Genomic DNA, 23,544 nt, shown 5'->3' with positions numbered 1-23,544 from the left:
CCACCCGCCCCGGCCGACGTCCACCGACCGGGCCCGCGCGCTCGTCACCGCCGTGCGCCTCGGTGCCGCGGGGCCCCCGCCGCCCGCGCCCGCCTCCCGGGACCGGCTGCCGCACATGCGTCCCCTCGGCGAGACCGTGACGCTGCTGGAGGAGGCCGGTCTGGAGGTCCGGCACACGGAGTCGCTGTGCGAGCACTGCGCCCGTACGGTCGCCGCCTGGCACCACACCCTGGAGGAGCGTTGGGACGCTTTCGTGCGGCTGGCCGGTGAGGAGACCGCCCGGGTGCGGCGGCCCAGTCCGGTCGGCGCGGCCGGGATGCCGTCCACCTCAAGCGCTGGGTACGAAGACCTGTGAGTACCTTCCCGTGGAGTGCGTTCGCGCTCAACCTGGCCTGGGGTGCCGCCGCGGCCCTGGCGGTCATGCTCGTGACCTTCGCCGTCGCGCTCCGCGTGGGCCTGCACCGGATCGTGGACGTTGCCTGGGGGATCGGCTTCACGGCGGTGGCGGCCGTGACCTTCGCGGCGTCCGCCGGGCACGGCGATCCCGTACGGCGGCTGCTGGCGACCGTGCTGACGGCGGTCTGGGGGCTGCGCCTGGCGGTGCACATCGCCCGCCGGGGCCGGGGCCACGGAGAGGACCCGCGCTACGAGGCGATGCTCGCGAAGGCTCCCGGCAGCCGGAACACGTACGCCCTGCGCATGGTCTACCTGCTCCAGGGCGCCCTGGTGTGGCTGGTGTCCCTGCCCGTGCAGGCGGCCCAGTACGTGCCCGGCCGGCCGTCGTTCCTGGCCTGGGCCGGAGTCGCGCTGTGGGCGGCCGGCGTGGGTTTCGAGGCGATCGGCGATGCTCAGCTCGCCCGGTTCAAGGCCGACGCCGCCCATCGCGGACGCATCATGGACCGGGGACTGTGGGCGTGGACCCGGCACCCCAACTACTTCGGTGACTTCTGCGTCTGGTGGGGTCTGTTCCTCCTCGTCTGCGACTCCCCGGCGGCAGCCGCCGCGTCCGCCGTGTCACCCCTGGTGATGAGCCTGCTGCTGACCCGGGGCAGCGGAAAGCGGCTACTGGAACGGCACATGGCAGACCGGCCCGGCTACGCCGAGTACCGCGCCCGCACCAGCGGCTTCTTCCCCCGGCCGCCGCAGCGGGGCACACGCCGGGGGTGGCGGTGACGGGGCCGCCGAAGGACAAGGCGCGAGTGCGGCTCAAGGCGACACGGGGCTTCCGATCGTGCTGGGGGACGACACCGAGTCCCTTCCGGAGCGCCCGGCCCCGCGGCCGAACCCGGTGCTGTGGACCATGACCGCTGCGCTACCCCGAGAGGACGTCCTGCCGTCCGTGCGGCCGGGCCGCCCTGCACGCCGGTGCAGGGGATCAAGGCGTGGAAATCGGCAGGTCATCGCCGTATCGCCCCGGTCCGGGAGCGCTTGTGCGTCGGCGCCAGGCCGGCCGCTGTGCCGGGGCCGACGGGGTGGCCGCCGCGCGGCTCACCGGAGCCCGTGAAGCAAGGTCGCTCACTCACGATGCGGGACACGGCCCCGCCCACGGTTCAGCGGACACGGGACGTCCCGCGCGAGAGCGTGCTCAGCCGGATACGGGTGTACGAGGTGTACGGCGCGGTCGCCCGCTCGGCCTCGGCGATCACGGCGTGGAGCGGGGGCAGGACGGCGTGCGGAGGCGTGCCCGGGTGCAGCCAGACTCGCAGACCGACGTCCAGGCGTCGGCGTCGGCGGGGCAGTACGCGTGCCCGGGCGCGGGCGACCCCGGGTACGGTCGCGGCGCGGGCAGTCAGGGCCTCCGCGAGGGCCTGGGTGCGGACGGCGGAGCCGGGAGCGGGCAGGGCCAGGCGCCGGGCCCGGCCCGAGCGGAGCTGTGCGAGGGCCCCGTACGCGAGGAGCAGGGTCAGGGCGATCGTCGCGGCCAGGACGGTGGGGGTCCACCAGTCTTCGGCACGGAGCTGTGCCAGGCGGGTGCGGTCCAGCAGGACGGTGTCCGTGCCTGTGGCCGGCCACCACGGCGGCAGCCGCTCACGGAGGGGGCCGCCGGTCAGGGTGAGCCACGCGCCCGCCAGGAGCAGGGTGAGCCCGGCGGCGGTGAGGACGGTCCGGTTGACGGTCGTACGGGCGCGGCTCATCACATGTCGCCTTCCGGGGTACGAGCGGACACCGGCACGGGCCGGTCGAGAGTGTGACCGTGGGGTGCCTCCCGCACCGGGGCGAGAGGCGGGCCCCAGACCGGCTCCGGGACGACGGTGACCCGCAGCCGGGGGACGCGACGCAGGTCGCAGGCGGCCAGGGCGGTCCGGGCGGCGGATGCGGCGGCGTCCCGCGTGTGCGCCCGGTCGCCGAAGCGGAGACCGGCCCGGACGCTGACGCGGCGCCTGCGCACCCGTACGCGTACCGCTCCGGTCCCCGGCACGTCCGCCACCGCGTCACGGACCAGCGACCGCACCGCGGAACGGTCCACCGCCGCCTCCACACGGGCCGTGGACGCGGCGACCGCGGACAGGCGGCGCCGGCCCGGGGTCACCGCGAGCAGGATCAGCCAGGCACCGAACAGGGCGGTGAGCGCGCCGACGGCGACCACGGCCGGATCCCCGGGCCCGTGCCCCGACAGCCAGTCCACGGCCCCGACCCGCCAGGGCGCGACCGCCCGGTGAGAGGCGTGCACCTGGACCATGTCGAAGGCGAGCGCACCACAGGCCGCGGCGGCCGTCGCCGTGAGCACGGCGACGGGGACCCGGCGCTGGGACCACCAACGGCGGGGCGTACGGCCCTCATCGCTCCGGGGAGCGGGTGACACCGGCCCTTGGAGCGCGGCCAGCGAGGTGACCGTGATCCGCGTGGATGTCACGTCCAGCCCCGTCAACTGCCCGGTGCGCGCGGTGACATGACGTTGGACGTCCCGCACGGTGTCGGTGAGGGGAGCCGGGTAGGGCAGCGTCATCCCCAGGGAGAGCTCCGCCCGCCCGCCGCGCACGGACGCCGTGGCCCCGGTCGCCTGTGAGACTCCCCGTCGCGGGAGTGTCTCGGTGGCCGCCTGCTCGGCGATCCGGCGCACGGCCCGTTCCGAGACGGTGGTGGTGCCCCGCTCGGCCGAGGCCGTCATCGGTGGCTCCGCTCGAACGCGTCGCGTACGTCCTGGACGCTGCCGCCGCCTTCGGTCCACCGGCCCAGCGCCCAGCCCAGGCCGCCCAGCGCGGCCACGAGCAGGAAGGCGCCGAACCCGCCGAAGAAGCCGGCGAACGCCAGCGCCATGCCCGCGGTCATTCCCACTACTGGTGTGCTCATGTCCTTGTGCCTCTCACCTCGTACGACTCACCCTGTGCCTCGTGCCCGGCGCCGTCACTCCACGCGGGAACCGGCGGTGCTCCCGGACTCCTCCTCGTCGGGCAGGTGGACGTCGTTGACGGTGATGTTGACCTCGACGACCTCCAGGCCGGTGATCCGCTCCACCGCGTCGACCACGTTCTCCCGGACGTCCCGGGCCACGTCCATGACGGAGACGCCGTACTCGACGATCAGGTCCAGGTCGACCGCCGCCTGCCGTTCGCCCACCTCGACCTTGACGCCGCGCCCGACGTTCGGCCGGCCCCCGGGGACGCGGTCACGGACGGCGCCGATGGTGCGGGAGAGGCCGCCGCCCATGGCGTGCACACCGGGGATCTCGCGGGCCGCGATGCCCGCGACCTTCACGACGACGACGTCGGCGATCGAGGTACGGCCCCGGTCGGGCGCGGGCTGGTCGGCTCCGGCCGTGCCGCCGGACACGGCTGTGGTGTGGGGCGGCCTGCCGGTCTGCGGCGCGGACAGGTCTTCGGGGGCGGATGCGGTCTGCGTGGTCATCGCGGATTCCTCTCGGCTTCGTTCTCGACGGGCTCTCACTTCGTCAGACCCGGTCCGGGCGCGTCTGTGACGCGGGGCCGGAAACAGATCGGCGGGGCGCCATACGCGTGGCACCCCGCCGGTGACGCGGCGTCAGCTGGTGGGCATCAGGACGCTGTCGATGATGTAGACGTTCGCGTTGGCGGTCTTGACGCCGCCGCAGACCACGTCGGCCGAGTCGTTGACGGTGTAGGACTCGCCGGAGCCCGAGGTGGTGAGCTTCCCCTTCTCCAGGGTGGTGAAGGAGCCGTTCTCCAGGTCCTTCGGTGTGAGCTTCTGGCCGACGACGTGGTAGGTGAGGATCTTCGTCAGCTGGGCCTTGTCGTTGAGGACCTTGTCCAGGGTGGCCTTCGGGATCTTGGCGAAGGCGTCGTTCGTGGGAGCGAACACGGTGATGTTCTGGGCGTTGTTGAGGGTGTCGACCAGCCCCGCCTTCTTCACCGCCGCCACGAGGGTGGACAGCGCCGGGTTGTTGGAGGCGGCGGTGGCGACCGGGTCCTGGGCCATGCCGTCGAAGGAACCGGCACCGCTCGCGGGTACCGCGGAACAGGCGGGACCGAACGGCTTGCCCGTGGCGGTGCCGCTGCCGGAGCCGGTCATGCCGTCGGCCGGGGCGGGCGTCGACGCCGAAGCCGACGGCGACGAGGAGTCCGACGTCGCCGACTCGGAGCCGCTGTCGGAGCAGGCGCTCAGGGCGAGAGGCAGGACGGCTGCGGCGGCCAGGGCGGCGGCGGTACGGCGGATACGGGTGTTCATGGTGTTTCTCCTGTTGATCGGCTTGATCGGCTTGATCGGCTTGATCGGCTTGATCGGCGCAGCCTGAGCTGCCTCGACACGGGGAAAGGGGAAGGTGGTTCAGTCGACGGTCACGACCACGGAGTGCCATCCGCTGGCGCCGTCGGGAATGGTGCGGGTGCGCTTCTCCGTCTGCACCGCACCGGTACGGTCGGTGGCCCGGACGGTGAGGGTGTGGCCGCCCCTGGTGGCCTGCCAGGGGAAGGTCCACTGGCGCCAGGTGTCGGCCGTGTCCTCGGCGGCGAGCCGGGCCTCCTGCCAGGGACCGTCGTCGACGCGGATCTCGACCTTGTCGATGCCGCGGTGCTGGGCCCAGGCCACGCCGGCGACCATCACCGTGCCCGCCTCGGGCCGGGCGAACGGCTTCGGTGTATCGATGCGCGACTGCGTCTTGACCGGCGCCCTGCGGGCCCAGCCTCGCTTGACCCAGTAGGGGTCGTAGGCGTCGAACGTGGTGAGCTCGATGTCCTTGATCCATTTGCAGGCGGAGACGAACCCGTACAGGCCGGGCACCACCATGCGGACGGGGAAGCCGTGCGCGAAAGGAAGGGGTTCGCCGTTCATGCCCAGGGCGAGGAGGGCGTCACGGCCATCCATCACGTCCTCGACCGGGCTGCCGATCGTCATGCCGTCCACGGAACGGGCCACCAGCTGATCGGCGGGGCCACCCTTCGAGGGCGGCTTCACCCCGCATTCGGCCAGCAGATCGGCCAGCCGTACGCCGGTCCAGCGGGCGTTGCCGACGTAGGGGCCGCCGACCTCGTTGGAGACACAGGCCAGCGTGATGTCCCGCTCGACCAGAGCACGGCGCAGGAGATCGTCGTAGGAGAGCGTGACCGGCCGGGTGACGCCCGTGCCGTGGATCCGCAGCCGCCAGGACGTCGCGTCCACCGTGGGCACCACCAGGGCGGTGTCGACGCGGTAGAAGTCCGCGCCGGGCGTGATGAACGGGCTGAGGCCGGAGATCTTCGGTGCCGCGCCCTTCGGTACGGCGGGGGCGGGAGACGCGGGCGCGGGCAGCACCACGTTCCGCCGGAAGGCGACCGCGTCCCGTCCCTTGGCTCCGGCCAGGGACCGGCCCAGCAAACCGACTCCCGTCGACGCCACGGCCGCCGCGCTCGCCGCGATCACGAAGCCCCGGCGGTCCCAGTCCGCGTCGGACGGCACCGGCGCGGGCGGGCGGGGTGCGAGGCGGCCCGTGAGCGCGTACAGGAGTACGGCTCCGGCGACGGCCCCGGCCATGGAGGGCAGCGCGTCCGTGATACCGGCCGAGTCGGGCCGTCCGGTCGCCGCGAGGGCTCCCACCACCCCGAACGACAGCACGCCCGCTGCGGCCGTACGGCGGAACCGCAGTCCGGCAAATCCGAGAGACACCGCGAAAAGCGCGAGGACCACGAGAATTCCCAGCTGGAGAACCAGTTTGTCGTCGGTGCCGAAAGTCCGGATCGCCCAGTCCTTGACCGCGGCGGGCGTGCGGTCGATCGCGGCGCCGCCCACGGCGACGACGGGACCGGCCTGCGGGCGGACCATACCCGCTACCGCCTCGGCGACCGCGAGCGCCGCACACCCGGCCAGCACACCACTGAGCGCGCCCAGCAGCAGCCGCGTCGGGCCGGTCCGGCGGCGGGGATTCTTCTCGTTGTCGGTCACGTGGGGAATCCGGTTCTGGAACCCCGCCGGATTGGTCGCGCCCACGATCGGATGAATGTTGTTCTCCCGCCAATCCGCGCCCGCTTCGGCTACGGATTCCTTGTCGAACGTTTTTCGTTTCGCCGGCCGTCGGAGAGGGCGGCGGCCGTCCGCATCCGCCGGGCCCGCGCGCCCCGAAGTACCGCGTAACAGGGACCGCACCGAAGGGTCCAACCAGGGGAAGACCGGCTTTCGGAAGACCGGACGAGAGGAGCCGACCAGTGGCGGGGGCCCGCACACCGAGCGCACCATGCGGCAGCGCACCACCGGACATTCGGTCCGACACGGATGACGCCCTGCTGGCGGTCCGTGCCGCGGAGGGCGACGAGGACGCGTTCGCCGTGCTCGTGCAACGGCACGCGCCGTCGCTGACCCGGCTCGCCACCCGGCTGCTCGGCACCGGGACCGAGGCGGAGGACGCGGTCCAGGACGCCTTCCTCAGCGCCTGGCGACGGCTGCCCGAGTTCCAGGGACGTTCCTCCTTCGGCACCTGGATATACCGGATCGTCACCAACCGCTGCCTGAACGTGCTGCGTTCCCGCAGGCCCACGGCCCCGCTGGAGGCGGCCAAGGACGTGGCCGCGGCCGAGTACAGCACCTCCCCGGCGCGGATCACCGAGGGCCGAAGCGCGGTACGTGAACTGCGCGAGGCCCTCGACCTGCTGACGGCCGAACAGCGGGCCTGCTGGGTGCTGCGGGAGCTGGACGGGCGATCCTACGAGTTCGTCGCGGAAGCGGTGGGCATCAGCGAGGAGGCCGTCCGCGCCCGTGTCTTCCGCGCGCGCCGTTGTCTGACACAAGCACTGGGGGCCTGGCGATGACCGACCGGACCGACCCGCCGTACGGCACGTCCGCGCATGAGGACGACGAACTCCTGCCCTGCGGACGGCTGCTGTCCCGAGCGTGGGCCGCCTGGGAGACCCAGGCCGACGACACCCACGCGCGGACCTGCCCGCACTGCCGGCACGCGGTGCGCGGGCTCGACGAACTGGAGTCCGCCGTACGCGGGCTGCGCACGGAGACGGCGGACGCCGGCTCGTACGACACCGAGCCGCTGACCCGGCGGATCATGGACGTCGTCCGCCTCGAACTGCGTCCGGGCCGCCCCCTGCCGCTGGGTGACCCCTCGGAGGACCTGTGGATCATGGAAGCGGTCGCGGCCCGCGCCCTGCGCGCCGCGGCGGAGACGGTCCCGGGCGTCCACGCCGGCTCCTGCCGCCTCCTCGACGGCCATGCGGACGGAACGGTCGAGGTCCGCCTCGACATCCATGCCCCGACCGGCGTTCCCCTGCCCGACCTCACCGCACGGGTGCGGGAACAGGTCGGACAGGCCGCCGACCGCGCCCTGGGCATGGCCATAGCGGCCGTCCACGTCCGGGTCACGGACCTCCTCCCCCTGACGGCCGACGACGACCGGGAAGGCCGTACGCCATGACCGAGCACAGCACGCTCGTCGAGGAACTCGCCACCGCCGTGACCGGTGTTCCGGGGGTGGCCTTCCTCCGGCCCGGCCTGGCCCACCGGCTGCGCACCGCGCTGCCGCGACCGGCGCAGCACCCGGCAGGGGTCCGGATGACCCGACCGGACGGCGAGGGGCCCTGGCACGTCGAGATCCACGTCGTGGCGCTCCGGCAGGTGCGGACCGCGGACGTGGCTCGCGGTGTCCGCGACGAGGTAGGGCGGCGCCTGGACGTCCTGGCCCCCGCCGAATCCCCGCCCCGGATCACCGTGACGGTCACAGGGCTGCTCTGAGGCCGGTCACCAGTGGGGCGGAGGCGCGGTCGCCATCAACTGCGCCACGACGATCCACACTCCGACCGCGGTCGCCGTCATCCGGAACCTGCGCAGGCGGAGGGCGGAGACCGGGTCCGGTCCAGCGCCGACCGGCCGCCCGGCAGCCGGCGCCGGAGCACGTCCGGGCGGGACGGGCACGGCTAGGCGTGAGCGTTCGGCCCGCCGGGCCGGCCGTGTGCCAGTCGCGGAAGCAGCGCCGGCAGCCGGGACCGGTACCAGCCCGTACGCCAGTCCGCTGAGGAACGCGGCGTAGGAGGCCCGGCGCAGACCGGTCGGTGCGGTGCGCCCCGCCTCCCAGGAGCGGACCGTCGACACGGTCACGCCGAACGCGGCGGCGACCTGCTCCTCGGTGAGCCGCCACGCCCGGCGCAGCCGTACGCGCTCCTCGGGGGCCGGCAACGGGACTCTGCCGTCACGTCGACGGGGGTGGGACGGCATGGGCTGTCGGGGCAGAACATCGATCGTCATGACCGTATGACAACAAGTCGGCACGTCATGTGACTTTATGTCATGTAATGCACCCGTATGCAGTATCGAGTCGTGGTCAGCCAGGAAAGGCCATCAAGGCGATCGGCGCGGTGGTGGGCTGCTTCGAGCCGCCGTCGGGCTCGACGGTGATGCCCATGCCCGACGCCTGGTCGACACCGCCTCGCATCAGGACGGCCTGGTCGCTGCGACCGGGGTCCATCAGCCCGGCGGACCGCATGGTCCCACCGTCGTCGAACCAGAGTTGATAGACCTTGCCGCCGGGTGGACGGGCCATTCCCGAGACGGCGAACACGGCCCTGTCCCGGCTGTGGGAGACGACGACCGTACCGGTCGCGCCGCCGGCCAGCCCGGACGCCCGGACGCGGGCGTCCGGGGCGGACAGGACAGCGGCGATCTCGTCGGCACTCCGGGACGCCTGGCGTGCCTCGGCGCGGGCGTCCGCGGCCTGCCGGTGCTGCCACACCGCCGTCCCGCCGAGCGCCGTGGCCGCCGCGAAGCAGGCGGCGAGCGCCCACCGGGACACCAGCCGGGCCTTCAGTCCCGCACGCGCCGGAAGGACCCGGACGGACGCGCCGGGCGACTCCTGGCGGACGGTCGTGATCCGGCGCAGCACCTGCTCGCGCAGTGCCGGGGCCGGACGCGTGGCGACGGCCAGTCCCAGACGGGCGGCGGTCGCGCCGAGCTCGGCCGTTTCCTGCGTGCAGGACGCGCAGTCCGCGAGGTGACGTTCGAACGAGGCGTTCTCCTCGTCGGACAGGGCGTGCAGGGCGTACGCGCCCGTCAGCCGGTGCGGGTCGATGGTCGTCACGCGGTCACCCCCAGGCAGTCGCGCAGCCGGATCAGTCCGTCGCGCAGTCGGGTCTTCACGGTCCCGAGCGGGATCTCCAGTGCCTCGGCGACCTCGCGGTAGGTCAGGCCCCGGTAATAGGCGAGCGTGACGGCCTGGTGCTGGAGCTCGGTCAACGTGCGCAGGCAGCGCCGCACCTGTTCCCGCTCCAGCCGCGCCTCGACATGCTCTGCCACCTCGTCGTACTCCGGCACCTTGTCGAGCAGTGCGGCCTTGTGGTCCCGGGCCGTCGCGGCGTCCACCGAACGGACCCGGTCCACCGCCCGGCGGTGCGCCAGGGTGAGAATCCAGTTGACCGCCGTTCCGCGATCGGGCCGGTAGCGGGGAGCTGTCCGCCACACCTCCACCAGGACCTCCTGCGCCACCTCCTCCGACTGCGCGTGATCCCGCAGGACGGCACGCACGACGCCCAGGACCGGGCCCGCGACGATGTCGTACACGTGAGCGAACGCGTCCTCGTTTCCCAGAGCCACCTGCCCCACGAGTTCCTCCAGGTCGGGCCCCGCAGAGGGGTTTCTGATGATATGTACCGCTTCTTTCACCGAGGGCCTCCACCGTCGGGACATGTCCGGGCGTAATCCGTTCCCGTTGGCCACGTGGATTGGTTGCACTCGTGGCGAAATTCGCCGACGCCGGTGGCGGAGGACCGGGGAGGACCGGGAACAGGGCGGTCCGGGCCGTCCGGCAGACTCTGGTGGTGGCCGACGGCGGATGAATACTTGCCAGTGGGCCACAGAAGGGAGACCACGTGCAGGTGCAGCCCGTGACAGCAGAGGCCGATGGCGGGGTGCGGCGTGGTGCCATGGTCACGGTGGGCGTTGATCTGGCCGGGCGTACCGGAACCACGGGCGTGTGCCGTGTGACGTGGGGGCGGCGGCCTACGGCTGAACTCCTTCCCGCGAGGCATGACGACGACCTGTTGGCGGCGATGCGGTCCGCGGACAAGACGGGGCTTGATTCGCCCCTGGGCTGGCCGGTCGCCTTCATTGCCCTGCTCACCGCGCACCGGACCGGTGGCGAGCTGCCTGCGCTCGATCACCACGCAGCGTGCGCCGATGGCCGCCCCGGACTCGGCAACACCTTCACCCACCGGCTGACCGATGACGCGGCCTGGAAGCGCACCGGGGCGGGCAAGCGGCGTCCGCTGTCGGTGTCGGCCGACAAGCTCGGCATCGTCGCCATGCGTGCGGCCGGTCTGCTGGCCCGGCTGGCCGAAGGCGGTCCGGCGGTACCGCGCGACGGCTCGGGCTCCGTTGTCGAGGTCTATCCGGCGTTCGCGCTCATCCAGTGGGGACTCGCCCAAGAGGGGACCTACAAGGGCAAGGGTGTCACGGCTGCGCGGTCCCGGATTCTCACCGGTCTTGAAGCCGGCCTGGACCTGGAGCTGTCCGGCCGGGTCCGTGACCGGTGTACGGCCAGTGACCACGACCTGGACGCCCTGATCTCGGCAGTCGTCGCACGGGCCGCCGCGCGTGGCCTGACAGAGGCGCCTGCCACCGACCACGAGCGGGCCATGGCCGCGGTCGAGGGCTGGATGCACCTGCCCCGTCGGGACGTCGGCCTTGCCGAAGTTCGGGGGCGGACCGAGTTCTGAACCCAGAGACGGGTTCTTCGGGCATGGGCTATGCGGCGGTCCGGAGACAACGAGCGCTCGCGAGGGCATCGGACCTCGGACCGGAACGTCCAGTCGACAACGGCCGTTGCTTTTGGCGCCTCCGTCGGTGGACAGCCGGTGGACGGACGCTTGTGGACGGTGCGACACGGAACAGCACAGCCCAACCCGGGACACCTGTTCTGATCAGCGGAAACGTCATGGGCTGGCACGACGCGGCACCAGCAGACACGAGCGCTCATCGTCTCGTCATGCGTAGGTCTCGGAGCCCGCCGATGGATCGGGTGGCGGGAGATGATGTACCGACTTCCCGTGCTTCCGGCCGTGTGGTGGCGTCGCACAGGATTCCTTCGAGCAGGACTCCATCCAGTTTGATCCTGCTGAGGTCGGCTCCGACGAAGTCGTTGCCGGCTCGCTCGACTTCGCCGACAGCCCTCGCCAAGGCGTCGGCCTGATCGCATCCCTGGATCAGATCGTCGAGGAGATCCTGCGCGACCGTGTCGATTCCGTATGGGCAAGGAGATTCCCCGCAGGTCGTGCACCAGCCGTCCTGCCGGTTCGGCGAGGGGCGACTCGACATCTGTCAGACATCCTTCGGATAGCCGAGTCCGAATTACTGCGCGTGGTGGCCGGTGACCTCTGGGGAGCCGTGAGATCTCATCCAGACAGTCGATCATGTTCTCGATGAGTCGCACGGCACTTCGCATGAGACGGCCGGTCGGCGAGTGGGCCGCGTTCCGCGAGACGCGCTTCGAGTGCCGCACCCTTTCGTGGGGCGCGTGCCTCGTGGGAGCGGCGATGGGTGACGCTGAGGTTGAAAAGGTGGGGTGACCGGCTACGGATGCTCCAGTCCGAGTCCGGTTTCGGCTATGAAGCCGCCGAGGATCTCGGGTCGACGTTGGATGCCGCGTAGTCGGTTCTTCACGAGCGAGTTGAGGTCGTCGATCGTGCGGGGTGCGAGGTTGGCCAGGGACTTCTTCACCTGGGCCCAGACGCCTTCGACGGGGTTGAGATCGGGTGCGTAGGGCGGGAGCTTGACGATGGTGAGCCAGTCGCTGTTGCGGTCGCAGAACTCCCTCAGAGCCTTGGCGTGGTGGGTGCTGGCGTTGTCCCACACCACGATCAGCGGGGCACCGCCGAGTTGCCGACGGGCAGCGGTCAGGAGGTCTGCGAACTCGCGGGCGCGGAAGCCCTTCTTCTCGCCGGTTCGACCCCGGTACGTCTGGGTCCGGTAGATCAGCCTGGCCTCGCGGCCCGGTCTGACACAGATCATCCCGGCCATCAGGACCCGGCCGGAACCCTTGCCTGTCACTCTGACCAGCGGCGTCCGGCCTCGCCGTGACCAGGTCCGGCCCTTGCCGGGTTTCAGGTCCTGCCCGGCCTCGTCCTCGAAGACTATCCATGCGCCCAGGAGCCGGGCCGTCCTCCTACCCGCGACCACTGCGCCGTCCGCCACAGCCCAACGGCCTGTTCGTCGCGTTCGACGGCCCGGTGCGCGGGGACCTGCGGTGACCAGCCCAGCCTGTGCAGCAGATACGACACCCCGCGCGGCGTGTACCGGTGCCCGAACAGGCGATGGATCAACTCCGCGACCCTCGCCAGGGTCCACCGCTGGTCCTCCAGCCAGCCGTGCGCCGCCGGCCCCGCCTCCAGCTCGGCCTGCAACCGCTCGGCCTGGACATCGTCCAGCCGGCACGGGAAGCCGCCGGCCCCCTTGGAAGCCAGAGCCGCGCTGCCGCCCCGGCGCCAGGCGGCGTGCCAGGCGTACGCCGACTTGCGCGACACCCGCAACCGGCGGGCCACCTCCGGCGGCCGCACCCCCTGCCCGAACATCTCCGCGGCCTCGAAACGCACTGCTTCACGCTTCACCCGCCCCACAGCGGTCAGACCGCCGCCATCCGCGTACCTCATGACGAGGATGTAGCACCGCCAATGCCCGCTGTCACCCCACCTTTTCAACCTCAGCGGCAACTCCCATGGACCGGTGAGCCGATCGTCGATGCCTCCTTCGAAACGAAGTCCTTCCCGGAGAGCCGCCCGAGCTCACGAAAGATCGAGGCTAAGAAACTGCTTGGTTTGTTCGGTTCACGGACGTTTCCTCTCCGGTAGCGTTTTGTTCGTTGAGTTCTTGCCGTGCGGAGTTGACTGCTGTGAACGCTTCCGGTGAAGATCGCAGCGCAGAAAACCGCAGCTCCCTGGGGCCTTGACCAGGCCAACGGTTTCCTCACGGAAGCAAGGGGAGTGCAGGGGAACCTGAGACGGGCGCACCGGTGAGTGCCGTTCACTCCTCGGCGTCGCGCTCTCTCTGCTTCATCGTCCTGGCGCTCGCGTGAGCCTTACCCGACGTCACGCCCGTGCACAGGACCAGTGAGTCCGATTACCCCCCACCACACCCCCCACGCTCAATCGGAAGTGATTCGACAGAAGCCATTCGCCCATCAGGGCCCGTACGTCTTCTCTTCATCTTCTCGTAACCTTTTCCTCGCGCTTGTTTCCTCGCGCACAAAAAGCGAAAAGGTCGCTTCGGGCTGCCTGGAAACAGGCGATTTCCATCCCTGTGATAAAGAGTTCTAAAAAGTCTCCGGATGTCTTGACTCGAAAATCCGGAAGGCCTGATATTGATGGCGTCGGCCGAAGCCCCAGGGAGCTTCGGCCCCTGAGGGTCCGCCATTCGACCCTGTCCGCTCCATGAACGGAAAAGGAAGCGCAGATGGTGAATACGCGTGCATTCAAGCGCACGGCAATTCTGGGTCTCGCGGTCGCAGCCGCCGTGGTCACTCTGCCCGGCACGGCTCAGGCGCAGTCCGGCTCCCGTATCTGCGGGAACTACTGGTACGCCCGGGCCAACGGCAAAACGGTCGGGATCGTCGCCAAGGCTCTGGAAGTCCCGAAGGTCGATTTCAATATCTGCTTGCGTGTCATCGACCACACGAACAGCATCGGCAACATGCAGCTTCCCGGCTACAAGGGAAAGGTGACCTGGAACCCCCGGCAGGTCATGCGGTCCTGGACCTGTGAGGAAGCCGGCAACCTGTTCAACCAGAAGTACGGGGCCGACCCCTGCGACCACATGAACAGGGTCGATCTCATCGGGCAGGTGAACGGCCGTCACGCCGCCGTCTGGTCGCAGGTGTTCTGAGACCGGCGCCCCCGAACTCCCTCAGATCTCACCTCGCAGAAACAAGCCGAAGAAAAGGGGAAGTAATGTACGGCAAGGTTATCGGGCAGCGCATTCTGATGTGCGGCGCCCTCGTCGCCGCGACCGCGGTCTGCATGACCGGCACGGCGAACGCGGCGACGAGCACGTGCTTCAGCCAGAGCTATTCCGACGGCGCGCAGGTTGTTCCCGGCACGGGCGGCGGGCACGTGACCCGGGCGATCACCCGTCAGCAGGCGGGCAACACCTGGGACGACTGGGTATGGCGCGGCGAGAAGGTCGACTGCTCCCGCAGTGCGATCTCCTGCTCGCACTCGTGGGACACATCGGTGAGCAAGACCACCGGCTGGGCCGTCGGCGGCGGTATTTCTCTCGGCAATGCCACCTCGCCGTCCAAGAAGTGGTACAACCCCCTGGCTTCCGTGACCGGCGGATACCAGAAGACCACCACGATCACCAAGACCACCAGCATCGGCGTCGATGTCAGACCAGGGCACACGGCGCAGGAGGTCATCGTCGCGGTCCGCCGCTGGACCCAGGGTGACTACGCCGGCGGCTGGGTCCGGACGAACCGGGGCTGCCAGAGCGGAACCACCTACGAGTGGAACGGCAACCTCAGGTTCGGCAGCTGGAACAGGAACGTGTTCGTGGAGAAGAAGTACGGCTGGGCCATCGACGGCCGCATCTGACCAGCGATGAACGATGCCGAACAGAAGGGATGTCAGTGAACGGTAAGACTGCCTGGCAGCGTGTGGTGACGTGCGGGACTCTTGTCGCCGCGACCGCGGTCTGCATGACCGGCACGGCGAACGCGGCGACAAGCGCGTGCTTCAGCCAGAGCTATTCCGACGGCGCGCAGGTCGTTCCCGGCACGGGCGGCGGGCACGTGACCCGGGCGATCACCCGTCAGCAGGCGGGCAACACCTGGGACGACTGGGTATGGCGCGGCGAGAAGGTCGAGTGCTCCCGCAGTGCGATCTCCTGCCCGCACTCGTGGACCCAATCGCAGACCGTGACCACCGGTTGGGCCGTCGGCGGCGGCATCAATCTCGGTAACTCCTCCTCGCCGTCCAAGAAGTGGTACAACGCCCTGGCTTCCGTGACCGGCGGATACCAGAAGACCACCGAGATCTCCAAGACCACCACCATCGGTGTCACTGTCAGACCAGGGCACACGGCGCAGGAGGTCATTGTCGCGGTCCGCCGCTGGACCCAGGGTGACTACGCCGGCGGCTGGGTCCGGACGAACCGGGGCTGCCAGAGCGGAACCACCTACGAGTGGAACGGCAACCTCAGGTTCGGCAGCTGGAACAGGAACGTGTTCGTGGAGAAGAAGTACGGCTGGGCCATCGACGGCCGCATCTGACCAGTTCCCGGAAAGAAACAAGGAGGCTACTCATGCAGATCAAGCGCACGAAGCGACGCACAGCGATGCTCGCGGCCATTGCCATGACGTCCGGGGCGTTCTTCGCGGTCATGGCTCCCGGAATCGCTCAGGCCCAGTCGGGATCCCGCATCTGCGGCAACTGGTGGGCAGGCGTTTACAACCACGGCCAGAACGAGGTCATCTGGGCAAGAGTGATCGAGGTCCCCAAGACCGACAGCATCGCCTGCCAGCGCGCGATCGACAGGACCGACAAGGTCGGACCCACGACCTTGCCGCAGCGCATCAAGAACTTCAAGGACCTGAAGTGGGGCGGCCGGCAGCGGATATCGGGCGCATCCTGCGAGTGGTTCTCCCAGGACCTGATGGACGCCAAGTACGGCGACGACGTGTGCCTGAGCATGCAGCGGGCGGACAACACGGTCCAGGTCGACCACCGTACGATCAGCCACTTCTGGGTCGACAACTGACCAGGTGCGACTGCCCACCAAAGAGGCCGGCACGGCACGGGGGTCACCGCGGGCGGAGTCCGGCTCCGCCCGCGGTGACCCCCGTCGGCGCCCGCAGGCAGAAGAGTCCCAGCGTGCCACCACCTGCCCTGGCTGGACTCCGCCAAGCAGCAAGGCGTGACGGCCGACCACGTCGGAACCAACGCCTGGACCATCTCCACCGACGTGACGAACAACAGTGCCCTGTACGCCGCCATCGCCATCGGCCACTACACCTGCGACGGAGAGGGGGACCTGTCCCCGGGTGGTGGACAGGTCCCCCCTGTCGATCCATCGTGCTCGTACGGGGTCGGTGGGCAGCGGAAGGGCGGCCCTGAAGTGTGCGGTCTCGGTGTAATACGCATGGTGGGGACAGGTCCCTTCCCGCCAGGAACGACCACGTGGGCAAGGGCCAGCAGCACCTCGCCGGCTCGGGAAACCACCCCGCTGGAGTCACCCGATACCTGAACACGCGGGGAGGATCCGCTACGGCTTTTCACGGGAAAGATGCCTCTCACTCGGCGGTGTACGGGCCCTCGGCAAGCCCTGTCGTCCCAGGTGAGAGGCCCTCCCTCAGAGCTGAAGGAGACGACCTCCGGACCAGCCGAACCATCGGTCGATCGCCACGTGGACCGTCACGAGCGGGTCCTCTCTGGCCGGGTAGTCCTTGCCGAGGAAGCGCCTGGAGAGTCGGTCGATGTCGGCGAATCCCTCGTCAGGCTTGATGGACACCACATGTCCCTGGACAGACACATGCGTGCCGAAGTCGTCCGCTCCCAGCACGGTCAGCGACACATGGCCGTTGTCCCGCAGATGTTTCAGCCGGGCGCGGTCGGCGTTCATGCACAGCATGAGAAGTCCGTCGTCCTCGATGAGGTACCAGGTCGCCACCGATACAGGGCGGCCTTTCGACGTGACCGTCGCCATGACGGCCGGGTTCGGCTTACGGAGAAAGGCCAGGGCGGCCTCTGGCAACGGAGCATCAGACATAGATCTATCCCTTCCATGAGACGGGTCCCGTGATGCGGGACCTCCGTCGGATCACATCGCAGGCCAACCGCACGGTGCCGTCACGCCGCCGCGCGTTCGACCGGAGGCCGACGCCTCAGTTCCCGCTGGAGGACGGCCGGCGGCTGGTGGGCCACGTCTAGTGTGCCCGTGTCCGTGCCGGGCGGCACGATGGCGTCGATCCGGTCCAGGACGTCGTCCGGGAGCGTGACCTCGGAGCCCGCGAGCAGATCGTCCAGCTGCGCCAGGGACCGCGGTCCGAGGAGCGCGGAGGTGACGCCGGGGTGGGCGAGCACGAAGCCCAGGGCCAGATGCGTGAGCGGCATGCCCGCCTCTTCGGCGAGCGGGATGAGCTGTTCGACGGCGTCGAGCCGCCGTTCGTCCTTCAGGTGCGAGAAGTCGTAGTTCGAGGAGCGGTGCGTCGCGGCCCGCCGGCCCTTGCGGTAGCGCCCGGTCAGCAGCCCGCCGCCGAGCGGCGACCAGACCAGGGTGCCCATGCCGAACTCCTGCGCCACCGGGAGCACCTCGCGCTCGATGCCCCGGTCGAGGATCGAGTACACCGGCTGCTCGGTACGCGGCCGGGCGAGACCGCGCCGCTCGGCGACCCAGTGGGCGCGGACGAGGTCGGAGGCCGGCATGCACGAGGTGCCGAAGGTGCGGATCTTCCCGGCTCGTTGCAGGTCGGTGAGAGCCCCGAGCGTCTCCTCGATATCGGTGTCGGGGTCCGGGCGGTGAATCTGGTAGATGTCCACATGGTCGGTGTCGAGGCGCCGCAGCGAGTCCTCCAGCGCGCGCACCAGCCAGCGCCGGGACGCGCCCTGGTGGTTCGGCTCGTCGCTCATCGGCCTGCGGGCCTTGGTCGCGAGCACCACGTCGGCCCGCCGGCCCTTCAGCGCCCGGCCGACGATCTCCTCCGACTCGCCGTGCCCGTACGCGTCGGACGTGTCGACGAGGTTGATGCCGGCGTCCAGGGCCCGGTGGATGATGCGGACGCAGTCGTCGTGGTCGGGGTTGCCGACGGCACCGAACATCATGGCGCCGAGAGCGTAGGGGCTCACCTTGATCCCGGTCCTGCCGAGGACGCGGTAACGCATGTTCTCTCCTGAGGTACGTCTGCGAGCTGCTGCCACCAGCCTGGCGCGAGGCGGCCGGACGATGAATACTTGAGAGTCCCGATTTTTTGAGCGAGAGTACGGGTATGGTCACCGACCGACTCTCCGAAGCACTCGATCTGGTCGAGATCCGCGGCGTCATCACGGGCGGCATCGCGGCTCGCGGCGGATGGTGGACGCGCGCACCGCTCTCCGCCCCGGTCAAGTTCTTCGCGCTCGTCAGCGGCCGGGCCCGCCTGACCACCGACGGGATCGACGAACCGGTCGACCTCGTGACGGGTGACGTGGCGATCCTCACCGGGCGCTCCTGGCTCGCGTTCGAAGCAGGCCCGGAACCCCGCCAGGAGGTGCGACCGGAACCCGACTTCTCCACCGACCGCTTCACGTCCGCGGACCGCGACGCCGACGACATCGTGATCGGCGGCAGCGTGTGTCCGAACGCGGCCGGAAGCACGCTCCTTCTCGAATCGCTGCCGCCCCTGGCGCACATCAGATCGGCCGGCGACGACGACCGGCTCCTCGCCGCCCTGCTGCGCCTGTTCGACGAGGCGACCGTGCAGCGGCCCGGCTCGGCCTTCGCGGTCCGGCAGTACAGCCAGCTCTTCCTGCTGGAGTTGCTGCGGTCCTGTGCCGGCCAGTCCGCGCTGCCCTCCGGCTGGCTGCGGCTGCTCGTCGACGAGCGTCTGCGCCCCGCCCTCGACCTGCTGCACGGCCACCCCGGGTACCCCTGGGGGCTCGCGGAACTGGCGCGGGCCGCCGCGATGTCCCGGACGACCTTCGCCGAGCGGTTCCGGGAAGCGGCCGGCGTGCCACCGCTGACCTACCTGGGACGGTGGCGCATGCTGCTCGCCCAGCGGGCGCTCCAGGACGGCGACGTCCGCGTCGCGGCGCTCGCCGAGGAGTTGGGCTACGGCTCGGAGAGTGCCTTCAGTACGGCGTTCAAACGCGTCGTCGGCGAGTCGCCGCTGCGCTACCGGGCCCGCGTACGACAGGACGTCACCGAGCATGCTCGGGCCAGGACGCTATGACGCTTCGGTCCCCTTGCTTCCTTCCCGCGAGGCCCAGCCGATGCCGTCCGCTGGTCGACGGCTGCCGGGGCGCCGCCGCTGATGCGGTACGGCTGGTGCCGCGCTCCTCCCACGTCCGAGGACAGGGGGCCGAGTGACAGCCGGGGCCGCACAACATCGTTGCCAAGCTCGCGGACCCCGCGTTCGGCCTCCCCCTCCACCTCGAGCGGTTCCGGGAAGACACCGACGAAGGCTTGGGCAAGGACCGGCAGTTCGTCCTGGGAGAGCACGCCCAGACGGCCGTCCTTGATCTCCAGGCCGAATCCGAGCGGTCGCCTTCTTCCCGCCTTGAGCCTGAACTCCGGCAGGTCAGGCCCCCTCGAACGCCCGTCGGATCAACGGGCCCGCCTTCTCCGGGCCGGCCGCCACGTCCCGCTTCCTCTTTCGCCGAAATGAAGCGGTGCTCGGCGAACCGGGCGAGGAGCCCGCGAGCAGCAGGCTCAGCAGCCCCCCCGAAGGGCCGATAGCGCACCAAGTCGAGCCGCGCGGGCAGTCGTCGGACGGCCACGCGGTCGTGGTGTCGGAAACCGGCCGCGATCCGGACCATCCGATGCCGCCCGCGCGCAGGGGCTGGGGACGCGTCAGCCGGCGAGGTTCTCCTTGACCCACTGACGGAGGTCGGTCACGGGGATCGCGTGGCGCGCGTTGTAGGTGTCGTCCTTCGCCCACGCGACGCCGCGGCCCTGAGCGAAGACCGCCCGGTACTTACGCGTCATGTTGTCCGGGTCGGCGGCCAGTTCGTCGAGCAGCGACGGAACCGTCCACACCACACGGCGGAACGGACGCTCCAGCACGGTCTCGAGCGTCTCGGCCAGCTCGCCGTAGGTGATGGTGTCACCGGCGAGGTAGACGATCTCGTCGCGGATGCGAGGTTCGGCGAAGAGGATGTCCGCGGTGAGGGCGCCGATGTCTTCGGGCGTCGTCACGGTGACCGCCGTGTCGAGACTTCCCAGCGCGTTGACGGTGTCATTGGGCAGGTCCACCATGCCCGAGCCGGGCTCGAAGAGGTAGTTCATGAACATGCCGGTGGAGATGATGACCCACTCGGTCCGGTCCTGGGACCGGAGCAGGTCGCGGACGTCCAGCTGGGAGTCGAAGATGTCCTGCGGGCTTCCGCGGCCGATGACGTCGAAGTCGACGCCGAACTGCCACGGGAAGTACCGCGGGACCCTCGCCTGGAGGGCGGCTTGGGCGACCTTCATGGGGGTTTCGAGGCCGGCGGTGATGCCCGTGCACCCGATGACCGTGTCGTAGTCGGCGAAGAGGGAGGCGAGCTCGTCGACGGTGTTCTTCACGAGGTCGCCTTCGACGATCTTCACGCCAAGGTTCTTGATCTCAGCGACGTCGCGCTGCTTGTCGGGTGCCGTGGACGCGATGGCGCCGGCCCGCAGGAGTACGCTGACGGACGAGCCCTCCACGTCCTTCGCTCGCCGCACGACGTTGCGGATGACGGGCATGCCGAGTTCCCCGGCTCCGATGATGAGGATGTCCCGGGAGGTGGGGATCGAGCTGTCGCTGGTCATATGAAGGTCCCTCTGGTGTTCGTCTCTCCCCAGGGCGTTCTGGTCGCCGGGGTTTCGGGAGTCACCGTAGACTTTGACATCAATGTCAAGGTCAAGTCGTCGGCTGATGAGGAAGAGCGAGTGATGAAGATCGGTGAGGCCGCCCGAAAGGTAGGAGCCCCGGCCCGGATGCTCCGCTACTACGAGCAGCAGGGGCTCATCGAGTCGTCGCGGTCGGCCAACGGTTACCGCGACTACTCCGAGGGCCAGGTCGAGCACGCGCGTCACGTCCGGGCGCTCGTCGAAGCTGGTCTGTCGACGAGGATGATCAAGATCGTGCTGGACATCGAGGCTCCCTCGAACCAGGACGCGGCAGGCGCGTGCACGCAGACCCTGGCAGCGGAACTCGCCCGCGAGCTGCGCGTCGTCGAGAACAGGATCGTGTGCCTGGAGAAGAGTCGAGACGCGGTGATCGACTACCTCCGGCGAACGGGCCACGCAGACCTGCTGACCCCAGCGTGACTCGCCCCTCACCTTGCTCGTAATCGCTGGGAGATCGTCGGCGACCGTGCACAGGCCGTTCGGACCCTGTCGAACACAGGGCGCGTGGTTCGAACGGCCCTTACCGGCTCCGTGCCTCCTCGGCTTGGCTTCTCGGCATGGACGACATGCACACGAGGTCCGCGACGTTGTACGCGGCTCGGACCGATGACGGTACGACCGTGGTCACCCTCCGCGGTGAGCTCGACCTGCTCGCGGTGATAGGCCTCGGTCCCGCCGTGGACGACCTCACCACCGGTTCGCGGCCGGACGTGGTGCTGGACCTGCGGTCCGTGACCTTCGTCGACTGCTGCGGGCTCGGCCTGCTGTGCCGCGCCCGCAACCGGGTCCGCGCGAGCGGCGGCAGGCTGCGGCTGGCCGCACCCGGACCGGGCCTCACCCGGCTGCTGCGGCACGCCGGACTCGTCGGCGCGTTCGAGACGTGCCCCGAGCCGGTCGGGTAAGGGCTGAACGGCCCCCTTCCCAGGGAGGGTCGTCCCGCCGGAACGCCTCTTCGGCCCCTGCGCGGGCCCGCCGCGGACTGACACCTTCGAAGCGTCACCACGACCCGGAGGAGGTGCGGACCGATGCGTGGAACCCGGCACGCGAGGAAACGGCTGTGGCGGTGGCGGAACAACCCGCTGCGCCGTCCCGACGACATCACCGAGGCATGGCTCGTCCTGGCCGTCTGGCTGCTGATCGCGGTGGCCGGCACCGCCGTCGGCACGATGACGGCCCACGCCGCCGACGAGATGTTCGCCCGGCAGCGGGAACAGCGGCACCCCGTGCGGGCGGTCCTCCTCGACGACGTGCCCGAGAGCGCGGGCGTCGGCGGGGCCGCGAGCGACCGGCGCTCGGCGGTGGTCCGCTGGAGCGCCCCGGACGGCTCCGAGCGCACCGGCCGGACCCTGGTCGACTCCGGACAGCGGGCCGGGGCCACGGTCGTGGTCTGGCAGGACGCCCAGGGCCGCCTCAGGACCGAGCCGCCGGACGCGCTGGAGTCCGCCGTCGAGTCCGCGACCCTGGGAGCCGGCGCCGCCTTCGGCCTCGCCGGCGCCCTGTACGGGGCGGGCCGCCTCGCCCGCTGGCGGCTCGACCGACGGCGGATCGAGGGCTGGGGGCGGGAGTGGGACGTGGTCGGTCCGCTGTGGGGGCACCGGACGGGATGACGGGGGGCACGGAGGAACGGGCCGCGATACGGGAACGGTCCGGAAGTCTCCCCGCGCGGGACGTTCGGCCCCCTGCGCCCGTGCCCACGCCCCGGCACGCTGGGACACGCCCACCGACCCCTCGTACCGGAAGGCGGACCGCCATGGAACCCGTCGTCGTCCTCGCCCGCACCGACACCTCCGAGACCGGCCGGGCCGCCGCCGACTGGGCCGGACGGGAGGCAGCCCTCCGCGAGTTACCCCTCCGCACACCGGACGCCCCCGCGACCTGCGCCGCCGCCGTGACCGTCGGGGAGACCCGCGCCGTGACGCTCCTCGACACCGTGCCCGGCCCCGTCGTCCTGGTCCCCGACGGGTACGCCGCCACCTCGCACCGCACCGACGTCGTCCTCGGCATCGACGCCCGCGAACCCTCGGACCCCGCCCTCGCGTTCGCCTTCGACAGCGCCCGGCTGCGGGGCGCGCGCCTGTGCGCCGTACACGCCTGGGCGCTGCCTCCCGAGGCCGCCGCGCTGCCCTTCGCCGTGCCGGAGGAGGACCGGGCCGACTGGGAGGACCACGAGGTGCAGGTCCTCGCCGACGCGCTGCGGCCCTGGCGGGCGAAACACCCCGAGGTCCCCGTCCTGGAGGACGTCCTCCTCCTCTCCCCGGCCGAGGCGCTCCTCCACCACCGCGCGCGTGCCGCCCTGTACGTGGTCGGCGGCCCGCCCGGCAGCGTCGTACGGGCCCTGCTGCGGGAGTCGGGCCGCCCGGTCGCGGTCGTGCCGGCGTACGAGGGCTGAGCGCGGGGAGTCGCCGGGCCTCCCGCGTGCTCAGGTCTTCGCCAGGTCCCCGGCGATCCGCCCCGCCCACTCCCCGACGGCGTCGAAGTCCCGGAAGTCCCCGCCCTTCCCGGCCGCGAGGATCCGCCCGGCCACCCAGCCCCGCGCGCCCTCCTCCAGGCAGCCGCCGAAGGTGACGTGTCCGCGCGCGTCCAGCGAGGCCATCGCCCGCCGGACACCGGCCA

General features: G+C 70.7%; 27 protein-coding genes and 2 pseudogenes. 15 read left to right on the top strand and 14 right to left on the bottom strand.

The features are described from left to right. Together AOK24_RS02385 and AOK24_RS02380 are read left to right on the top strand one after the other, a co-directional pair. Positions 1-355: pseudogene (locus tag AOK24_RS02385) on the top strand (SAM-dependent methyltransferase); the annotation flags it as partial. Beyond that, the gene (locus AOK24_RS02380; protein ID WP_055718368.1) at positions 352-1,173 is read left to right on the top strand and encodes a DUF1295 domain-containing protein; all 822 of its coding nucleotides are present in this window, start codon (positions 352-354) and stop codon (positions 1,171-1,173) included. The pseudogene AOK24_RS02385 and the gene AOK24_RS02380, both read left to right, overlap by 4 nt. Positions 1,174-1,550: 377 nt before the next feature. On the opposite strand, the gene AOK24_RS02375 is transcribed toward AOK24_RS02380, so the two are convergent. The 6 genes from AOK24_RS02375 to AOK24_RS02355 form a co-directional block, all read right to left on the bottom strand. Continuing rightward, on the bottom strand, positions 1,551-2,135 hold the full coding sequence (locus AOK24_RS02375; protein ID WP_055718367.1) for a hypothetical protein: 585 nt from the start codon (positions 2,133-2,135) through the stop codon (positions 1,551-1,553). Beyond that, positions 2,135-3,109 (bottom strand): DUF6286 domain-containing Asp23/Gls24 family envelope stress response protein, encoded by a 975-nt coding sequence (locus AOK24_RS02370; protein ID WP_055718366.1) that lies wholly within the window; start codon positions 3,107-3,109, stop codon positions 2,135-2,137. The genes AOK24_RS02375 and AOK24_RS02370 overlap by 1 nt, the downstream gene beginning before the upstream one ends. Next, complete coding sequence (locus AOK24_RS48290; RefSeq protein ID WP_133258131.1) at positions 3,106-3,291, bottom strand: hypothetical protein; 186 nt, start codon at positions 3,289-3,291, stop codon at positions 3,106-3,108. The genes AOK24_RS02370 and AOK24_RS48290 overlap by 4 nt, the downstream gene beginning before the upstream one ends. A 54-nt stretch (positions 3,292-3,345) precedes the next feature. Then, a complete protein-coding gene (locus AOK24_RS02365) occupies positions 3,346-3,846 on the bottom strand; it encodes an Asp23/Gls24 family envelope stress response protein (protein ID WP_055718365.1) in 501 nt (166 codons plus the stop codon). A 132-nt stretch (positions 3,847-3,978) separates the two neighbouring features. Beyond that, the gene (locus tag AOK24_RS02360) at positions 3,979-4,641 is read right to left on the bottom strand and encodes a fasciclin domain-containing protein (protein WP_055718364.1); all 663 of its coding nucleotides are present in this window, start codon (positions 4,639-4,641) and stop codon (positions 3,979-3,981) included. 99 nt (positions 4,642-4,740) lie between these two features. Continuing rightward, positions 4,741-6,330, bottom strand: a complete 1,590-nt coding sequence (locus AOK24_RS02355; protein ID WP_055718372.1) for a sulfite oxidase — start codon at positions 6,328-6,330, stop codon at positions 4,741-4,743. A 260-nt stretch (positions 6,331-6,590) separates the two neighbouring features. On the opposite strand from AOK24_RS02355, the gene AOK24_RS02350 reads away from it, so the two are divergent. Genes AOK24_RS02350 through AOK24_RS02340 form a run of 3 tightly spaced genes read left to right on the top strand, consistent with a single transcriptional unit; the run spans position 6,591 to position 8,121 of the window. Next, complete coding sequence (locus AOK24_RS02350; protein WP_055718363.1) at positions 6,591-7,190, top strand: RNA polymerase sigma factor; 600 nt, start codon at positions 6,591-6,593, stop codon at positions 7,188-7,190. Continuing rightward, entirely contained in the window at positions 7,187-7,804 is a 618-nt protein-coding gene (locus tag AOK24_RS02345) for an RING finger protein (protein WP_055718362.1), read from the top strand. The genes AOK24_RS02350 and AOK24_RS02345 overlap by 4 nt, the downstream gene beginning before the upstream one ends. Further along, the gene (locus tag AOK24_RS02340; RefSeq protein WP_055718361.1) at positions 7,801-8,121 is read left to right on the top strand and encodes an Asp23/Gls24 family envelope stress response protein; all 321 of its coding nucleotides are present in this window, start codon (positions 7,801-7,803) and stop codon (positions 8,119-8,121) included. The genes AOK24_RS02345 and AOK24_RS02340 overlap by 4 nt, the downstream gene beginning before the upstream one ends. 6 nt (positions 8,122-8,127) lie before the next feature. Here the strand turns inward: AOK24_RS02340 and AOK24_RS52460 are convergent, their stop codons facing one another. The 3 genes from AOK24_RS52460 to AOK24_RS02325 form a co-directional block, all read right to left on the bottom strand. After that, positions 8,128-8,631 carry a helix-turn-helix domain-containing protein gene (locus tag AOK24_RS52460; RefSeq protein ID WP_338060924.1) on the bottom strand — a complete coding sequence of 168 codons (504 nt, stop codon included), beginning with the start codon at positions 8,629-8,631 and terminating at the stop codon, positions 8,128-8,130. A gap of 76 nt (positions 8,632-8,707) precedes the next feature. Next, the gene (locus AOK24_RS02330) at positions 8,708-9,460 is read right to left on the bottom strand and encodes an anti-sigma factor (protein ID WP_055718359.1); all 753 of its coding nucleotides are present in this window, start codon (positions 9,458-9,460) and stop codon (positions 8,708-8,710) included. Continuing rightward, entirely contained in the window at positions 9,457-10,041 is a 585-nt protein-coding gene (locus AOK24_RS02325) for a sigma-70 family RNA polymerase sigma factor (protein ID WP_055718358.1), read from the bottom strand. Before AOK24_RS02325 ends, AOK24_RS02330 begins: the two co-directional genes overlap by 4 nt. A gap of 260 nt (positions 10,042-10,301) precedes the next feature. On the opposite strand from AOK24_RS02325, the gene AOK24_RS02320 reads away from it, so the two are divergent. Continuing rightward, positions 10,302-11,093, top strand: coding sequence for a DUF429 domain-containing protein (locus tag AOK24_RS02320; protein ID WP_055718357.1), 792 nt, complete (start codon positions 10,302-10,304; stop codon positions 11,091-11,093). Positions 11,094-11,946: 853 nt separating this feature from the next. Here the strand turns inward: AOK24_RS02320 and AOK24_RS52610 are convergent. Further along, a protein-coding gene (locus tag AOK24_RS52610) for an IS630 family transposase (RefSeq protein WP_420876646.1) occupies positions 11,947-13,022 on the bottom strand; the annotation gives its coding sequence in 2 pieces (ribosomal slippage) (positions 11,947-12,539 and positions 12,539-13,022; 1,077 coding nt in all). Between the two features lie 799 nt (positions 13,023-13,821). On the opposite strand from AOK24_RS52610, the gene AOK24_RS02305 reads away from it, so the two are divergent. The 4 genes from AOK24_RS02305 to AOK24_RS02290 all read left to right on the top strand — a co-directional run bounded on the left by AOK24_RS02305 (position 13,822) and on the right by AOK24_RS02290 (position 16,122). After that, positions 13,822-14,250: a hypothetical protein gene (locus AOK24_RS02305; RefSeq protein WP_055718355.1), complete on the top strand. Its 429-nt coding sequence runs from the start codon at positions 13,822-13,824 to the stop codon at positions 14,248-14,250. A 65-nt stretch (positions 14,251-14,315) separates the two neighbouring features. Next, positions 14,316-14,957 (top strand): hypothetical protein, encoded by a 642-nt coding sequence (locus AOK24_RS02300; protein WP_055718354.1) that lies wholly within the window; start codon positions 14,316-14,318, stop codon positions 14,955-14,957. Between the two features lie 29 nt (positions 14,958-14,986). Then, complete coding sequence (locus tag AOK24_RS02295; protein ID WP_055718353.1) at positions 14,987-15,634, top strand: hypothetical protein; 648 nt, start codon at positions 14,987-14,989, stop codon at positions 15,632-15,634. A 32-nt stretch (positions 15,635-15,666) separates the two neighbouring features. Next, the gene (locus AOK24_RS02290; RefSeq protein ID WP_055718352.1) at positions 15,667-16,122 is read left to right on the top strand and encodes a hypothetical protein; all 456 of its coding nucleotides are present in this window, start codon (positions 15,667-15,669) and stop codon (positions 16,120-16,122) included. A 591-nt stretch (positions 16,123-16,713) separates the two neighbouring features. Here the strand turns inward: AOK24_RS02290 and AOK24_RS02285 are convergent. After that, positions 16,714-17,130, bottom strand: a complete 417-nt coding sequence (locus AOK24_RS02285; protein WP_055718351.1) for a pyridoxamine 5'-phosphate oxidase family protein — start codon at positions 17,128-17,130, stop codon at positions 16,714-16,716. Positions 17,131-17,210: 80 nt separating this feature from the next. Continuing rightward, entirely contained in the window at positions 17,211-18,242 is a 1,032-nt protein-coding gene (locus AOK24_RS02280; protein ID WP_055718350.1) for an aldo/keto reductase, read from the bottom strand. Between the two features lie 104 nt (positions 18,243-18,346). On the opposite strand from AOK24_RS02280, the gene AOK24_RS02275 reads away from it, so the two are divergent. Beyond that, positions 18,347-19,288 (top strand): helix-turn-helix transcriptional regulator, encoded by a 942-nt coding sequence (locus tag AOK24_RS02275; protein ID WP_055718349.1) that lies wholly within the window; start codon positions 18,347-18,349, stop codon positions 19,286-19,288. A 620-nt stretch (positions 19,289-19,908) separates the two neighbouring features. Here the strand turns inward: AOK24_RS02275 and AOK24_RS02270 are convergent. Next, entirely contained in the window at positions 19,909-20,850 is a 942-nt protein-coding gene (locus tag AOK24_RS02270) for an aromatic alcohol reductase (RefSeq protein ID WP_055718348.1), read from the bottom strand. 15 nt (positions 20,851-20,865) lie between these two features. On the opposite strand from AOK24_RS02270, the gene AOK24_RS02265 reads away from it, so the two are divergent. From AOK24_RS02265 to AOK24_RS02250, 4 genes are all read left to right on the top strand, one after another. Further along, positions 20,866-21,351 (top strand): MerR family transcriptional regulator, encoded by a 486-nt coding sequence (locus tag AOK24_RS02265; RefSeq protein ID WP_206191130.1) that lies wholly within the window; start codon positions 20,866-20,868, stop codon positions 21,349-21,351. A 137-nt stretch (positions 21,352-21,488) separates the two neighbouring features. Then, positions 21,489-21,833 (top strand): anti-sigma factor antagonist, encoded by a 345-nt coding sequence (locus AOK24_RS02260; RefSeq protein WP_055718347.1) that lies wholly within the window; start codon positions 21,489-21,491, stop codon positions 21,831-21,833. Between the two features lie 123 nt (positions 21,834-21,956). Beyond that, entirely contained in the window at positions 21,957-22,538 is a 582-nt protein-coding gene (locus AOK24_RS02255) for an Rv1733c family protein (protein ID WP_055718346.1), read from the top strand. Between the two features lie 143 nt (positions 22,539-22,681). Then, on the top strand, positions 22,682-23,320 hold the full coding sequence (locus AOK24_RS02250; protein ID WP_107103880.1) for a universal stress protein: 639 nt from the start codon (positions 22,682-22,684) through the stop codon (positions 23,318-23,320). 30 nt (positions 23,321-23,350) lie between these two features. On the opposite strand, the pseudogene AOK24_RS02245 reads toward AOK24_RS02250, so the two are convergent. Next, positions 23,351-23,544, bottom strand: a pseudogene (locus AOK24_RS02245) (flavodoxin domain-containing protein); the annotation flags it as partial.

This window comes from Streptomyces niveiscabiei, assembly GCF_001419795.1.
Taxonomy (GTDB): Bacteria; Actinomycetota; Actinomycetes; order Streptomycetales; family Streptomycetaceae; genus Streptomyces; species Streptomyces niveiscabiei.
This window is presented reverse-complemented; position numbering and strand designations above follow the sequence as displayed.

Excerpts from the sequence above, each read along its gene's own strand:
- AOK24_RS02375 (WP_055718367.1), bottom strand. The coding sequence starts at position 2,135 with ATGAGCCGCGCCCGTACGACCGTCAACCGGACCGTCCTCACCGCCGCC.
- AOK24_RS02370 (WP_055718366.1), bottom strand. The coding sequence starts at position 3,109 with ATGACGGCCTCGGCCGAGCGGGGCACCACCACCGTCTCGGAACGGGCC.
- AOK24_RS48290 (WP_133258131.1), bottom strand. The coding sequence starts at position 3,291 with ATGAGCACACCAGTAGTGGGAATGACCGCGGGCATGGCGCTGGCGTTC.
- AOK24_RS02365 (WP_055718365.1), bottom strand. The coding sequence starts at position 3,846 with ATGACCACGCAGACCGCATCCGCCCCCGAAGACCTGTCCGCGCCGCAG.
- AOK24_RS02360 (WP_055718364.1), bottom strand. The coding sequence starts at position 4,641 with ATGAACACCCGTATCCGCCGTACCGCCGCCGCCCTGGCCGCCGCAGCC.
- AOK24_RS02345 (WP_055718362.1), top strand. The coding sequence starts at position 7,187 with ATGACCGACCGGACCGACCCGCCGTACGGCACGTCCGCGCATGAGGAC.
- AOK24_RS02340 (WP_055718361.1), top strand. The coding sequence starts at position 7,801 with ATGACCGAGCACAGCACGCTCGTCGAGGAACTCGCCACCGCCGTGACC.
- AOK24_RS52460 (WP_338060924.1), bottom strand. The coding sequence starts at position 8,631 with ATGACGATCGATGTTCTGCCCCGACAGCCCATGCCGTCCCACCCCCGT.
- AOK24_RS02320 (WP_055718357.1), top strand. The coding sequence starts at position 10,302 with ATGGTCACGGTGGGCGTTGATCTGGCCGGGCGTACCGGAACCACGGGC.
- AOK24_RS02305 (WP_055718355.1), top strand. The coding sequence starts at position 13,822 with ATGGTGAATACGCGTGCATTCAAGCGCACGGCAATTCTGGGTCTCGCG.
- AOK24_RS02300 (WP_055718354.1), top strand. The coding sequence starts at position 14,316 with ATGTACGGCAAGGTTATCGGGCAGCGCATTCTGATGTGCGGCGCCCTC.
- AOK24_RS02295 (WP_055718353.1), top strand. The coding sequence starts at position 14,987 with ATGTCAGTGAACGGTAAGACTGCCTGGCAGCGTGTGGTGACGTGCGGG.
- AOK24_RS02290 (WP_055718352.1), top strand. The coding sequence starts at position 15,667 with ATGCAGATCAAGCGCACGAAGCGACGCACAGCGATGCTCGCGGCCATT.
- AOK24_RS02285 (WP_055718351.1), bottom strand. The coding sequence starts at position 17,130 with ATGTCTGATGCTCCGTTGCCAGAGGCCGCCCTGGCCTTTCTCCGTAAG.
- AOK24_RS02280 (WP_055718350.1), bottom strand. The coding sequence starts at position 18,242 with ATGCGTTACCGCGTCCTCGGCAGGACCGGGATCAAGGTGAGCCCCTAC.
- AOK24_RS02275 (WP_055718349.1), top strand. The coding sequence starts at position 18,347 with ATGGTCACCGACCGACTCTCCGAAGCACTCGATCTGGTCGAGATCCGC.
- AOK24_RS02270 (WP_055718348.1), bottom strand. The coding sequence starts at position 20,850 with ATGACCAGCGACAGCTCGATCCCCACCTCCCGGGACATCCTCATCATC.
- AOK24_RS02260 (WP_055718347.1), top strand. The coding sequence starts at position 21,489 with ATGGACGACATGCACACGAGGTCCGCGACGTTGTACGCGGCTCGGACC.
- AOK24_RS02255 (WP_055718346.1), top strand. The coding sequence starts at position 21,957 with ATGCGTGGAACCCGGCACGCGAGGAAACGGCTGTGGCGGTGGCGGAAC.
- AOK24_RS02250 (WP_107103880.1), top strand. The coding sequence starts at position 22,682 with ATGGAACCCGTCGTCGTCCTCGCCCGCACCGACACCTCCGAGACCGGC.